The sequence below is a fragment of the Glycomyces buryatensis genome, from assembly GCF_004912275.1.
Lineage (GTDB): Bacteria > Actinomycetota > Actinomycetes > Mycobacteriales > Micromonosporaceae > Glycomyces > Glycomyces buryatensis.
This window is the reverse complement of sequence record NZ_STGY01000054.1, coordinates 1-13421: the sequence shown is the minus strand read 5'-3', so window position 1 is coordinate 13421 and position 13421 is coordinate 1. Positions and strand designations below refer to the sequence as shown.

Below are 13421 nucleotides of genomic sequence, written 5' to 3'. Positions count from 1 at the left end.
GGTCTTTGCTGACTTAACTCCACAGTCATAATCTGGGTTCCATGGAACTGCAATCGACGGCTGCCGAACCCGTGGCGGCGGATCAGGCCCCTCCCGAGCGTGAGCGCACGGCGGTCAGCGGCTGGGTGCTACGTGCGGTCGCGACCGCGCACCTGGTCGCGGGATTCGCCCAACCGGTGTTCGCCGGGGTGTACCTCAGCGGCGACTTCGACGGGCTCTCGTGGCACGTGATCGGCGCGGACCTGGTGTCCTTCATCGGCATCGCGCAGATCGGTGCCGCCGTCGCGGTCTGGATCCGGGCGCGCCGGGCGTGGCCGTTCTGGGCCTCGGTCGCACTGACCATTGGGGCGACCGCGCAGTATTTCGCGGGCCTGGACGGCGCGCTGTGGCTGCACTTCCCGTTGGGCGTGGCACTGGTCGCGGGGATCGCCGCGGTGTTCGCGGCGGTGTGGATGCGGCCCCTGCCGCGCCGCCGCAAGGCGGTGCGCACCGATGGCTGAGCGGAGGACGCCGGTCTCGCGGCGGCGGATGCTGGGTATCGGCGCGGGACTCGGACTCGTAGCCGCCTCAGGTCTCGCCCTGTCGGCCGGATGGGCGCGGCGCCCCGCCGAGACCGGGGCGCAGCTGCGCAGCGAAGTGCCGCTGCCCCAGGCGTTCTCGGTGCCGCTGCCGATCCCGTCGGTCCTCGCGCCCGTGGAGTCCGGGGCCGATGAGGAACGGTACGAGATCGTGCAGCGCGAGGTCGACGCCGAGATCCTGCCCGGCATCTCAACTCGACTATGGACATACGACGGGTCGTTCCCCGGACCCACGATCGAGTCCCAGCGCGGCCGCCACGTCACCGTGGCGCACCGCAACGAACTGCCGGTGCCCACCGTCGTCCACCTCCACGGCGGGCGCACCCCGGCCGACTCCGACGGGTACCCGACCGACCTGGTGCTCCCCGCCGGATGGACCGAGCCGGAGCGTTCCGGTGGCCATGGCGGGCACGGCATGTCGGACGAGCGGGCGGTGGTCTCCGATGTGGAGCGCGAGTACGGGTTCCCGCTCGACCAGCGCGCGACGATGCTCTGGTACCACGACCACCGGATGGACTTCACCGCTCCGGCGATCTGGCGGGGGCTGGCCGGGCTGCACTTCGTGCGCGACGACGTCGAGGACGCCCTCGACCTGCCCGGCGGCGACCACGAGGTGCCGCTGATGATCGCCGACCGCGCCTTCGACGCCGACGGGCAGCTGGCCTACCCCTCGCTCGACTCCACGCTGACCGGCGAGATCGGCGTCGAGGAGCCGTACCTCGCGGGCGTCCTCGGCGACGTCATCCTCGTTAATGGCGCGCCGTGGCCCGAGTATGAAGTGGACACCGGGCTCTACCGGCTGCGGGTCCTCAACGGCTCCAACGCGAGGCACTACGAACTCGAGGCCATCGCCGACGACGGCCGGAGGCTGCTGCTCGTCCAGATCGGCGCCGACCAGGGCCTGCTCGCGGCCCCGGTGCGGCACGAGAGCCTGCCTATCGGCCCCGCCGAACGGTACGACCTCCTGATCGACTTCGGGGACCTGCCGGTCGGCGCCAAGGTGCGGCTGGCCAACCGGCTCGGCACCGGCCGCTGCGCCGACGTCATGCAGTTCAAGGTGGTGCGCGAGGGATCCGGCGCGCCGATCCCCGAGATGCTCGCCGATGACCTCCCTGAATGGGATCGATCCGAGGCGGCCGTGGTGCGCGACTTCGCGTTCCGCGCGGGCCGCATGGACGGGCGCCACGGCTGGCTCATCGACGGCCTGCCGTTCGACCCCGGCCGCACCGATGTCACCGCCCGCCACGGCGATATCGAGATCTGGCGGCTCGTCGCCGACGTCCACCACCCGATCCATCTGCATCTGGTCGGGTTCCGCGTCCTGACGCGCGGCGGCGGCGAACCGCTGCCGCACGACGCGGGCCTGAAGGACACTGTCTCCCTGCGTCCGGGGGAGTCCGCCGAGATCATCACCCGCTTCGACGCCTACCGCGGCCGCTTCCTCTTCCACTGCCACAATGCCGAACACGAGGACATGGGCATGATGGCCAACCTTGAAATCCTCTGAGGACACCGAGCGGCCGCGCCCGCACTGCTGCATCAACCCGAAGACCCTGCGGCTCGCGCCGTAGGTGCGGGGCACACATCGAGTCAGGCCCCGGACGCGGCGCGTTTCGGAAGCAGCAGCATGAGCGCCGCCGCGGCCACATAGAACCCGATCTGCCACGGCATGATCGCCAGGAACGCGTCCCCGTATCCGTCGAGACCCGCTGCGCCCAAAGCGAAGGCGTCGTCGAGCGTTTCGAAGAAGATCGCGCCGAGCAGAGCGACGCCGGTCGCGCTGCCGATCTGGCTGACGGTGGTGAGCACCGCCCCCGCCGAACCGGCGTCCCGGCCGGGGACACCGGCCAGGATGACATTGATCAGCGACGGCGAGGTCAGACCGAGCCCGAGGCCCCCGATGAACAGCGGCAGCGCCAGCAGCCAGTAGCCGGGGTCCGGATCGGCGCGGACGATGAACATGAGCAGCAGCTGGGACGCGGCGAGCACCAGCGAACCGCCGATCAGCAGGGCGCGACCGGCCTTCGTCGCGAACTGGACACCGATGCCGGAGGTCACCAGCGCGCCGATCGCGTAGGGGAGGATGACCAGCCCGGTCTCCAGAGCCGTTCTGCCCGTGCCGATCTGGAGGTACATGGCGAACAGGAGAAAGAACGCCGCGATCGCGCCGAAGAACAGCGCCGAGGCGGCCAGGCCGCCGGAGAACGCCCGCACCCGCAGCAGCGCTGGATCGAAGACCGGCCGCCGTCCATGCGCGGCGACCCGACGCTCCCACCCCAGGAACGCCGCCCCGCAGGCGATGCCCGCGGTGATCATCGCGAAGCTCCACCAGGGCCAGTCCCATTCGGGCCCTTGGATCAGGGGCAGCAGGATGAGCACCGCGGCCACGGCGCCCAGCGCGGCACCGAGCAGGTCGAGCCGCGTCCGCTCACCCGACCGGGAGTCCGGGAGGAACCTCGCGCCGAGGACGATGCCGATGGCCGCGATGGGCACGTTCACCCAGAAAATGGCGCGCCAGCCGAGACCGAACAGGTCGGCGTCGACGAGGAAACCGCCGAGCAGCGGCCCCGCCACGGACGCGAGGCTCAGCACGGCCCCATAGGCGCCCAACGCCTTCGCCCGAGCGCCCGGGGCGAGCGAGGAGCGGATGACGCCGAACACCTGCGGGACCATCAGGCCCCCGGCCAGGCCCTGGAGGACGCGGGTGGCGATCAGGAACCCGGGATTCGGCGCAAGGGCGCATAGGGCCGACGCGATCGCGAAGCCCGCCAGGCCGACCAGGAACGCCCGCCGCCTCCCGAACTGGTCGCCCACCCGGCCACCGGTGATGAGGGTGGCGCCCATGGCGAGGGTGTATCCAGCGACGGTCCACTGGAGCGCGGACTCGCCCGCCCCGAGATCGCGCATGACATCGGGGGCGGCGACGCTGACGATGGTGGCGTCGAGCAGGTCCATGAAATCCGCGACGAGCACGACGACGACGGCGATCACGGCCGCGCGGCCGCCGATCACGGTGGCGGGCGATGGAGGCTTGCTCGGGCGGGGGCCCGATTCGGTGGTAACTGTCATGCCGACACCGTGCCCGGTGAAGAGGACAGGTACCGCCCGCCATTGCTGGAAGAATTGCCGGATGACGGACACCGCGGCACGACTGCTCCTGCTGCTCTCCCTGCTCCAGTCCCGCCCCGAATGGGCCGGGCCGGACCTGGCCGAACGGCTCGGGGTCAACGTGCGGACCGTCCGCCGGGACATCGACCGGCTGCGCGAGCTCGGCTATCCCGTCGACGCCACCAAGGGCCCCGGAGCGGCGTACCGCCTCGGCGCCGGGGCCGACCTCCCGCCGCTGCTGTTCGACGGCGACCAAGCGGTCGCCGTCGCGCTGGCACTCCAGCTCGCCCCGCAGACCGTCACCGGCAGCCGGGAGGCCGCCGCGAGAGCGCTGACCACGATCCGGCAGGTCATGCCCGCCGGGCTGCGCCACAAGATCGACACCATGCAGGTCACCTCCGTCACCAACTCCTGGGAGTTCCTCGCGCCGCCCGTCGACGCGACGGCGCTCGACGCGGTCAGCGACGCGGTGCGCCGCAAGGAGGTCCTCCAATTCGACTACGCCGCAGCCGAAGCAGCCGCAGGGGACGCATGGGCGCCCCCGCTGCGAGTCGAACCGCACCACCTGCTCGTCTGGAGCGGCCGCTGGTACCTCGTCGCCTGGGACCTCGACGCCGACGAATGGCGGACCTTCCGCGTCGACCGCATCACCCCCAGAATGCGGACGGGCCTTCGCTTCTCGCCCCGCACCCCGCCCGCGGCCGACCTCGCCGAATACGTGCGGAGCCAGGCCGATCGCGGCGACACGGCGGACGCATGGGAATGCTACGGTGAGGCCGTCCTGGAGACGTCGGCGTCACTGGTCGCCCGCTGGGCGCCCGGCGGGGCGATCGTCGAAGAGCTCGGCCCCAAGCGGTGCCGGCTCACCCTCGGGGCGTGGTCATGGATCGGCCTGGCGGCCCTCTTCGGCACCTTCGAAGCGGACTTCGAGGTGATCGGCCCGCCCGAACTCATCGACGCCTGCGCGGAACTGGCGCAACGGTACAAGGCGGCCGGGTCCGCGATACGTGAAACGACGTAGCGCGAATACGCTCCAAAGTCGACGCGGATCCGGCCGCGCTTCGGCAGCGTGGACTCCATGTTCACCACATCTCTCAAAATCCTTGCGGCCGCACTGGTCGGCGCCGTCGTCCTGGCGACGGCCGGCGTCTCATACGCCGAAACCGGGGACCCGTCACTCGTCGAAACCTCGTCGGGATCGTTGCGCGGCACCGTCACCGAAGGCCACCGCACGTTCCTCGGCATCCCATACGCCACCCCACCCGTCGGCGACCTGCGCTGGCGGGCAACCGAACCGGTCGAGCCGTGGACCGGCATCCGCGACGCGACCGAGCCCGGATCGATGTGCCCGCAAGCGGACTGGCAGACCGGCAACCCCGTCGCGGGCAGCGAAGACTGCCTCTACCTCAATGTCGACGCACCACTCGATCCTCAAGGGCCCGTGCCGGTCATGGTGTACCTCCACGGCGGCGGCCTCATCAGCGGCCAAGGCGCGACCTATGACCCGACCCGGATCGTCGAGGGCTCCGACGTCATCGTCGTCACGGCCAATTACCGGCTCGGGGCGCTCGGATTCCTCGCCCATCCCGACCTGGACGACCCCTACGCGGGCAACTTCGGGCTCGCCGACCAACAGGAGGCGCTGCGCTGGGTCGAGGAGAACATCGCCGACTTCGGGGGCGACCCGGGCAATGTCACCCTCTGGGGCCAGTCCGGTGGCGCGAACGCCGTCTGTGCCCAGCTCGCCGCACCCGGCGCAGCAGCGCTGTTCGACAAGGCCATCGTCCAGAGCGCGAGCTGCGCCAATACGGCCCTGACGGTCGAAGAGGCCGAATCGCGGGGCACGGCCATGGCCAACGAACTCGGCTGCACCGACGCCGCGCAGGCCCTCGAGTGTCTGTACGAGGCCGACCTGGCCGACTTCGTTCCCTACCGGGCCGACGAGATCGGCCACGTCACCCGCTACCGATCCGACTATCCGTGGTTCCCGGTCGCCGGCACCGAGGCCCTGCCGACCCAACCGCTCGAAGCACTGCGCAGCGGCGCGGCCGCGGACGTACCGCTCATTCACGGATCCACCAAGGATGAAGCGCGCCTGGCCGTCGCCAAGACGTACGTCTGGCCGGGAAACCCGGTCACCGCAGCGCAGTACCCGGACATCATCGAAGACCTGTTCGGCGCAAGGGACACTCAGAGGATCCTCGGCAAGTACCCGCTGGACGAGTTCCCGACACCGAGCCTCGCACTGGCGACGCTGCTGACCGACTACGGCGGCCTGGTCGGCACCTGCTCGCAGCTGCCGGCGCTCGAAGCGGCCGAGGACGGCGCCCCGGTGTACGCCTACGAGTTCGCCCAGCCGCTCGAGGAGCCCGAGACCGAATTCCCGCAGGGCGCCAGGCACGGCGCCGACGACCGGTACTACTTCGACAACCGGTCCGACCCCGTGCCGCCCACCGGCGACCAGCTGGCCCTGGCCGACACGCTGACCGGACACTTTGGAACATTCGCCTGGACCGGCGACCCGGGCGGCGGCTGGGACGAATACCGGCGCGACAATGCGACCTCGTTCGCCGTGGACACGATCGAACCGATCCGAATCTCTGAGGGACACCACTGCGGATTCTGGATTCCCCGCCTCTGACCGCCTCCCGGCCGAGCCCCCACCGGACCGCCCGGCGGGGGCTCGGGCCTGTTCTGTGCCGCCACGCTGCTCACAGCGGATCCGCTCAGGGCGGATTCGGTGGCGCACTGGGGGAACGCGGCGCACCGTGGAGTCATGAGCGAAGAATCGAGACCACCGATGTTCAATGAACGGGCGCGCCGCGAGCTGTACCAGCAGCGGGTGCTCGTCCTCGACGGCGTACTGGACGACGACAACGGGACCCTGCTGGCGACGCAGATGATGGCGCTCGCCGCGGAGAACTCGTCGGCGGACATCGCGCTGTGGATCCACTCCCCGGGCGGTTCGGTCCCGTCGATGCTGGCCATCCGCGACATCATGCGGATCGTCCCCTGCCCGGTGTCCACACTGGCGGTGGGCATCGCGTGCAGCGCGGGCCAGTTCCTGCTCTCCGCCGGAACACCCGGGAAACGCCGCGCCCTGCCGCACGCGCGGGTGCTGATGCACCAGGGCTCGGCCGGCATCGGAGGCACCGCCGTCGACATCGAGTTGCAGGCCAACGATCTACGGCACACCCGCGACACCGTCCTGGGCCTCATCGCCGAGGACACCGGCCAGAGCATGGACCAGGTCTTCGAGGACTCGCTGCACGACCGCTGGTACACGGCCCGCGAGGCGCTGGAGTACGGGTTCATCGACGCGGTGGTGACGTCCTTCGACGAGATCGCGCCGCGCATCCACCGGAACATCGGCCTGGGCCTGGCCGTGGAAGGAGCCGTCTGATGAGCACCTACGCCATCCCCAACGTCATCGCCAACCACCCGCGCGGCGAACGGATCATGGACGTCTACTCGCACCTGCTCAGCGAGCGGATCGTCTACCTCGGCACCGCGATCGACGCCGGCGTCGCCAATGCGCTCATCGCGCAGCTGCTCCACCTCGAGGCCACCAATCCCGACCGTGACATCCAGCTCTACATCAACTGCGAAGGCGGCGACCCGAACGCGATGCTCGGGATCTACGACACCATGCGCTACATCCGTTCCAAGGTGGCGACGACGTGCGTGGGCCAGGCCGTGGCGGTCGGCGCCGTGCTCCTCGCGGCCGGGGCGCCGGGGAAGCGGGCCGCGCTGCCGCACGCGCGGGTCATCCTGGACCAGCCCGCGGCGCAGGGCCGCGGCACGATCCCGGACCTGATCCTGCAGGCCGACGAGGTCGTCCGCGTCCGCGCCGCCATCGAGAACATCCTGTCGCGGCACACCGGACAGACGCCCGAGACGCTGCGGGCCGACACCGATCGGGACCGCGTCTTCACCGCGGAGACGGCGAAGGCCTACGGGCTCATCGACCACATGATGGAAGAGAAGTAGCCGGTCCCGGCAGGCCTTGGCCCGCCGGGACCGGTGAGTCCGTTCATTCTGCTGGGGCTCGGGTCGGCTACGCCGCCAAGGCGTATGCCGCCCGGGCGCTCGCCCCGACGCACGCGGTGATCTGCGTCGAGAGCAGGCGCTCGGCGACCGCGAGGGTCAGCTCGGCCAGCGACAGGTCGAGCGCCCCGGCGACCGCCGCGATCATCTCGCTCGAAGGCTCCTTGACGCCGCGCTCCATCTCGGACAGGTACTGCGGCGAGATCCCGGCGCGGCCGGCGGTCTCGGACAACTTCTCGCCGCGCTCGCGCCTCGCGCAGCGCAGCCGCTCACCGAGCGCGTCGCGCCACAATGGCTCGTCACGGGCGGGCGCACCAGTCGGTGCACCCGTCGGCACTCCCGACGGTGTGTCCATCGGTGCGCCCGGCGCCGGTGCGGCCGGGCCCCGCGGTGCCGATGGCTGCTTCGAGGCCGGCTCGGGGGAGGTCTCGGACAGTGACGTGGTATCGGTCATACCCCACCGTAGGCGGAACGAACGGGCCGGTTCCATACGTTTCGCCCACGGCTGAACAGGCTTGATATGCGGATGCGGCGGGCGGGGGATGGCTGTATCGTTGGGATAACGATATCCTTCGGAACGGGTCCGCCCCCATTGTCTGGCGGGCCCGCTGTTTCGGAATGCCACCCCTATCGAGGAGCCAGTCATCACCATCGGACTTGAAGCCGGGCGCGATTCTCGGCAAGCGTTGTCTCCCTTGGGGAGCCCGGCATTCGTGGAACTGGACTGGGACGCCGACCGCCCCGTCGCCCTGGTCGGGCTCGACCGGTCGGCGCTGCTCGGACGGTCAGACGTGCCGCTGGTGGAGATCTTCACCGCCGACGAGCAGCGGGAGCGAACCAGCCAGGCCTACTTCCGGTCCGCCGTCGGAACCCGGCTGCGGTGCACCGGATACGAGGCGGCCAAGAGCCCGGACGCCGACTCGGCCGTCGTCGCCCAGCGCGACGAGACCACCGGCATCGAAGTGCGCACCACCCTCACCAGGCCCCACGGCACCCGCGCGCTCCGCATCCAGAGCACCATCGAGAACACCGGCACGGGCCCCGTCGTCCTCACCGCCGCCTCCACCGCGACCTTCGGCCTCGGCACCAGCGAAACCGCGCTCGACGGATTCGCACTCGCATACGCCCACAGCGAATGGCTCGCCGAGAACCGCTGGCGGACCACCCCCGTGAGGGACCTGCTTCCCTCCATCGACCTGGCCTTCCACGGCCAGGACGGGCGCGGCCACTTCTCCTACGGCAGCCATGGCGCCTGGTCCACCGGCGAACACCTCGCCGCGGGCCTGCTGACCGACGCCGCCAGCGGCGAAGCCCTCGCCTGGCAGCTGGAGACCAGCGCCACCTGGCTGTGCGACCTCGCGCAGGCCCGCACCGGCGCCGTCCTCAGCCTGCTCGGCCCGACCGACCTCGAACACCACTTCGCCCACGAACTCCAGCCCGGGGACTCTTTCACCACCATCCCGGTGGCCCTTGCCCTCTCGGACGCCGGACGCGACGGCGCCCTGGCCGAGATGACCCGCTACCGCCGCTGGGCCCGCGAGCCGCGAGAGGCCGACACGGCGCTCCCGATCGTCTACAACGACTTCATGAACACCCTCATGGGCCAGCCCTCCACCGAGGCGCTGAACCCGCTCATCGACTCGGCCGCGGCCGCCGGCGCCGAATACTTCTGCATCGACGCCGGCTGGTTCGCCGACCCCGCCATCGGCGACTGGTGGGCCACCGTCGGCGAGTGGCGCGAAGCCCCCGTCCGGTTCACGGGCGGACTCAAGCAGGTCATCGACCGCATCCACTCCCGCGGCATGCGCAGCGGCCTGTGGCTCGAACCCGAGGTCGTCGGCGTCAAAAGCCCTGCGGCCCAGACGCTTCCCGCCGAGGCGTTCTTCCACCGCTTCGGCGCCCGCGTCCAGGAGCACGAGCGCTACCACCTCGACTTCCGCCACCGGGCGGCCCGCGCCCACCTCGACGACACCGTCGACCACCTCGTCGCCGACTACGGGATCTCCTACCTCAAACTCGACTACAACATCAACCCTGGCGTCGGAACCGACTGGCGCGGGGCCGCACCGGGCGCCGGACTCCTGGGGCACACCCGCGCCTTCCGTGACTGGCTCGCCGCCGTCCAGCACCGGCACCCGGACCTGCTCATCGAGAACTGCTCCTCCGGCGCCATGCGCGCCGACGCCGCGCTCCTCGCCGTGAGCCACCTCCAGTCGACCACCGACCAGCAGGACTACCGCCGCTACCCGCCCATCGCCGCGGCCGCCCCGGCCACGATCCTGCCCGAGCAGTGCGGCAACTGGGCCTACCCCCATGCCGACATGACCGCCGAAGAGACCGCGTTCACCCTGGTCACGGGCCTGTCAGGGCGGCTGTACCTCTCGGGGTTCCTGCACCGGCTGCGAGTCGAGCAGTCGGCGCTCGTGGCCGACGCCGTCGCCGTCCACAAGCGCCTGCGGGACCGGCTCCCGCGCGCCGTGCCGTTCTGGCCGCTCGGACTCCCGGCCTGGGACGCCCAAGTCGTCTGCCTGGGTCTGGACTGCAGCGACGGAGAAACCCTGCTCGCCGTCTGGGACCGCGCCGACGCCGCGTCCGACATCCACCTCCCCGGCGTGAGCGGCACCGTCACCGAAGTGTTCCCGCAGTCCCTGGCGCCCTGGGCGATCGACCACGACAGACGGGGCCTGACGCTGCGCACCGTCCCCGGCCACACGGCCCGCCTCTTCCGCTTCGACACCGAACGGACCTGACAGGAAAAACCAGGAAAACCATATCCTCGCCTAAAAGGCGAGACGATCTCTTGCTAAGCACGATCGCACGGACTATCGTGCCGATAGATGGATAACGATATCCCAATCCATCGTCGCCCCCATGAGAGGACTCTGCAATGAGGCAAGTCGAGAAGCGCAGGCCCCGGTGGCTGCGCTCGATAGTCGCCGCGGTAGCGGTGGCGGCAGGGACGTTGACCGCGACGGCGGCGCCCGCCCAGGGTGCGGGCGCCGCCGATCTCATCACCGACAATGTCGTGGAGATCAACGAGACGGTCAGCGACGCCGGGTTCGTCCACCCCGGCGTGGGCCTGTCTGCCGACGACCTGCGCAACGCCCAGGAGATGGTCCGCACCGGCCAGGAGCCTTGGGCCTCCTACTTCGACGCCATGGCGGCCACTGGCCACGCGTCCAAGACCTTCCGGGCGTCGAACTCGAAGTCCGCCTCCGAGCCGGACGTGGCGCTCGATCCGAACTACAACCACGGGAGCCTGCGCGGCCGTCAGACCAGGGACTCCTTCGGCGCCCTCACCCAGTCCCTCATGTGGACGATGACCGGTGACGAGGTCTACCGCAAGAACGCGATCCAGGTCCTGCGCACCTGGGCGAGCATGAACCCCGACGGCTACAAGTACTTCCCCGACGCGCACATCCACACCGGACACCCGCTGTACCAGCACCTCATGGCCGCCGAGATCATCCGCGCCACCGAGCCCCTCGATGACGACAGCCCCGGCGAGTACGACGGCTACGACGTCGTGTGGAGCGAGACCGACGACGCGAATCTGCTTGGCAACTATGCGAACCCGATCGTTGACGTCTTCAACTTCTCCAACGAGAGGTGGATGAACCAGCACAACTTCGGGCTGTTCGGGCGCATCGCGACCGCGATCTATGCCGACGACACCGAGGGCTACGCCACGGGCGTCGAGTGGTACACGGTGAACACCTCGTTCGACGACTACATCAACGGCGCCATGGTCCCGCAGATGCCGCTCATCGAGGCCGACGACCCGGACAACCCCTATGGCGAGGACTTCGTGCAGGTCCGCGAGATGGGCCGCGACAACGCCCACAGCGAGGCCAATGTCGACAACTTCGCCGGCCTGGCCAGGATGCTGGAAGTCCAGAGCACCAAGGTCGATCCCGTGGATGGGACCGTCTCCAGCGCTGACAATGCGGTGAGCGCCTACGACTTCTTCGACCGGCGCCTCCTCGACGGCGCCGAACAGCTGTACAAGTTCATGATGGGCGGGCAGGTCCCGTGGATCGACGAGCGCGGCTGGAACGGCACGATCTCGCAGGCCTACCGCGGCCGCATGTACAACATGATCTCCGTCGCCGAGCTCTATTACGAGTACTCGATCGAACGCGGCGTCGACCTCGAGGCCGAGGCCCCGCACCTGTCGCTGCTGGCGTCGCGAATGGACGGCCCGATCTTCTACCGCGGCACGGGCGTGTCGAACTTCTGGGCCCAGGGGGACAAGAACCCCGAGTACTGGGTCGCCTTCCCCGAGGAGCTGGCCGGGAACGCCCCGCCCGCTCAGCCCGAGAACCCGACGCTGCACTTCGACGACAACTCCCTCCTGCTCGACGACGGCACCGAGTACGTCACCGAGGACGATGAGACCTTCGCCCGCGCGAGCCTCAGCGAAACCGGCACGACCAGCGCCATGCCCCGCATGGAACGCGGCCAGGACACCGTGATCGGTCTGAAGTACCGCAGCAACGGCCCGGCGGACCTGGAGGTGCTCGCCAACGAGGAGCCGACCGGGCTCAATCCGAACGAGGAACCGGCGCACACGATCGCGGAGCGCGAACTCCCCGACACCGGGGGCGAGTGGCGCTACATCGCCTATCCGGCGGGCGGCAACACCCTCAACTTCTTCCGGCTCACCGGCGCCGATGGAATCACAGTGGACCTCCACAGCGTGATCCTCTCCGGGCAGACCGACCTGACCGCGCCCGAGTTCAAGCAGGCCGACAACCCCTTCTACCTCACCGCCGGCACCGAGACCAAGCTCGACCTCGCCGCGGACGACACCGGAGGGAACGTCTCCTACACGGCTCAGGGCCTGCCCGAAGGCGCCTCGTTCGACGCCGGGACCCTGTCCTGGACCCCGACCGAGGCCGACGCCGGCCGGCACGAGGTGCAGGTCGTCGCCGACGACGGCGAGACCGTCGCCGCGCGGACCTTCGAACTGGTCGTGGCCGAGGACCGCGCCGAGATGATCGACAAGCTCCTCGACGACACCGTCGACCCTGACGCCGTCTACACCGCCGCGACCTACGAGCCCTTCCAGGCCGCCCTGGCCGACGCCGAAGCGCTCACCGACACCGGGACCGACGCCGAGTTCCGCGAGGCCTTCACCGCGCTCCAGGAGACGATCGCCGCCCTGAGTCTGCTCAACCCGCAGCTCGACGACGGCTCGCTGGACTACCCGGAGCTCGTCACCGCGACCGTCCTCAACGAGGGCGCCGTCGCGGCGATGGCCGACGGCAGCAAGTACAACAAGAACGGCGACGTGCGGGCGGGCTCGTTCTACCTCGACTTCGGCCCCGGATACCGGGTCGCGGCCGAGGAGATCGGCCTCCAGGCGAACTTCGCCTTCCCGATGCGCTCGCAGGGCACCAACGTGTACGGCTCGAACGACGGGATCACCTGGGATCTGCTGAGCTCGCGAGAGACCAGCGACACCAACGATTTCGAGACCATCCCGGTGGTCGACGAGCACCAGGGAGAGCAGTACCGCTACTTCAAGCTCCAGCTCGACAACCCCGGCCCCCCGATCGACCCGGCCTACCCGGGCATCTGGTCGATAGGCGAGTTCCACGTCTTCGGCGAGCGCAGCGAGGTCCCCGGAACGATCTCCGACGTCACGATGGCCTCGGCGGATGCCGTGGACGGCAGGGTGACCAA

At 70.0% G+C, this 13421-nt stretch carries 10 protein-coding genes; 8 read left to right on the top strand and 2 right to left on the bottom strand.

The annotated features are described in order from the left end of the window. Positions 1-41 precede the first annotated feature (41 nt). Positions 42-500 (top strand): hypothetical protein, encoded by a 459-nt coding sequence (locus tag FAB82_RS13510; protein ID WP_211116588.1) that lies wholly within the window; start codon positions 42-44, stop codon positions 498-500. Further along, positions 493-2085 carry a multicopper oxidase family protein gene (locus FAB82_RS13505; RefSeq protein WP_136535062.1) on the top strand — a complete coding sequence of 531 codons (1593 nt, stop codon included), beginning with the start codon at positions 493-495 and terminating at the stop codon, positions 2083-2085. Before FAB82_RS13510 ends, FAB82_RS13505 begins: the two co-directional genes overlap by 8 nt. An 83-nt stretch (positions 2086-2168) precedes the next feature. Here the strand turns inward: FAB82_RS13505 and FAB82_RS13500 are convergent, their stop codons facing one another. Further along, the gene (locus FAB82_RS13500) at positions 2169-3647 is read right to left on the bottom strand and encodes an MFS transporter (protein ID WP_136535061.1); all 1479 of its coding nucleotides are present in this window, start codon (positions 3645-3647) and stop codon (positions 2169-2171) included. A 61-nt stretch (positions 3648-3708) separates the two neighbouring features. Between FAB82_RS13500 and FAB82_RS13495 the strand changes: the two genes are divergently transcribed. From FAB82_RS13495 to FAB82_RS13480, 4 genes are all read left to right on the top strand, one after another. Beyond that, the gene (locus FAB82_RS13495) at positions 3709-4707 is read left to right on the top strand and encodes a helix-turn-helix transcriptional regulator (RefSeq protein ID WP_136535060.1); all 999 of its coding nucleotides are present in this window, start codon (positions 3709-3711) and stop codon (positions 4705-4707) included. A gap of 57 nt (positions 4708-4764) precedes the next feature. Continuing rightward, positions 4765-6327 (top strand): carboxylesterase/lipase family protein, encoded by a 1563-nt coding sequence (locus FAB82_RS13490; RefSeq protein WP_136535059.1) that lies wholly within the window; start codon positions 4765-4767, stop codon positions 6325-6327. A gap of 135 nt (positions 6328-6462) precedes the next feature. Continuing rightward, a complete protein-coding gene (locus FAB82_RS13485) occupies positions 6463-7089 on the top strand; it encodes a ClpP family protease (RefSeq protein ID WP_136535058.1) in 627 nt (208 codons plus the stop codon). After that, positions 7089-7676, top strand: a complete 588-nt coding sequence (locus FAB82_RS13480) for a ClpP family protease (RefSeq protein ID WP_136535057.1) — start codon at positions 7089-7091, stop codon at positions 7674-7676. Before FAB82_RS13485 ends, FAB82_RS13480 begins: the two co-directional genes overlap by 1 nt. Positions 7677-7743: 67 nt before the next feature. Here FAB82_RS13480 and FAB82_RS13475 read toward each other — a convergent pair whose 3' ends face one another. Then, positions 7744-8088, bottom strand: coding sequence for a helix-turn-helix domain-containing protein (locus tag FAB82_RS13475; protein WP_136535152.1), 345 nt, complete (start codon positions 8086-8088; stop codon positions 7744-7746). A gap of 358 nt (positions 8089-8446) precedes the next feature. Here FAB82_RS13475 and FAB82_RS13470 point away from each other — a divergent pair, with 358 nt between their 5' ends. Both FAB82_RS13470 and FAB82_RS13465 read left to right on the top strand, forming a co-directional pair. After that, on the top strand, positions 8447-10483 hold the full coding sequence (locus tag FAB82_RS13470) for a glycoside hydrolase family 36 protein (RefSeq protein WP_211116587.1): 2037 nt from the start codon (positions 8447-8449) through the stop codon (positions 10481-10483). A gap of 137 nt (positions 10484-10620) precedes the next feature. Continuing rightward, on the top strand, positions 10621-13421 hold a 2801-nt coding region (locus FAB82_RS13465; RefSeq protein WP_136535055.1), incomplete at its 3' end, for a putative Ig domain-containing protein.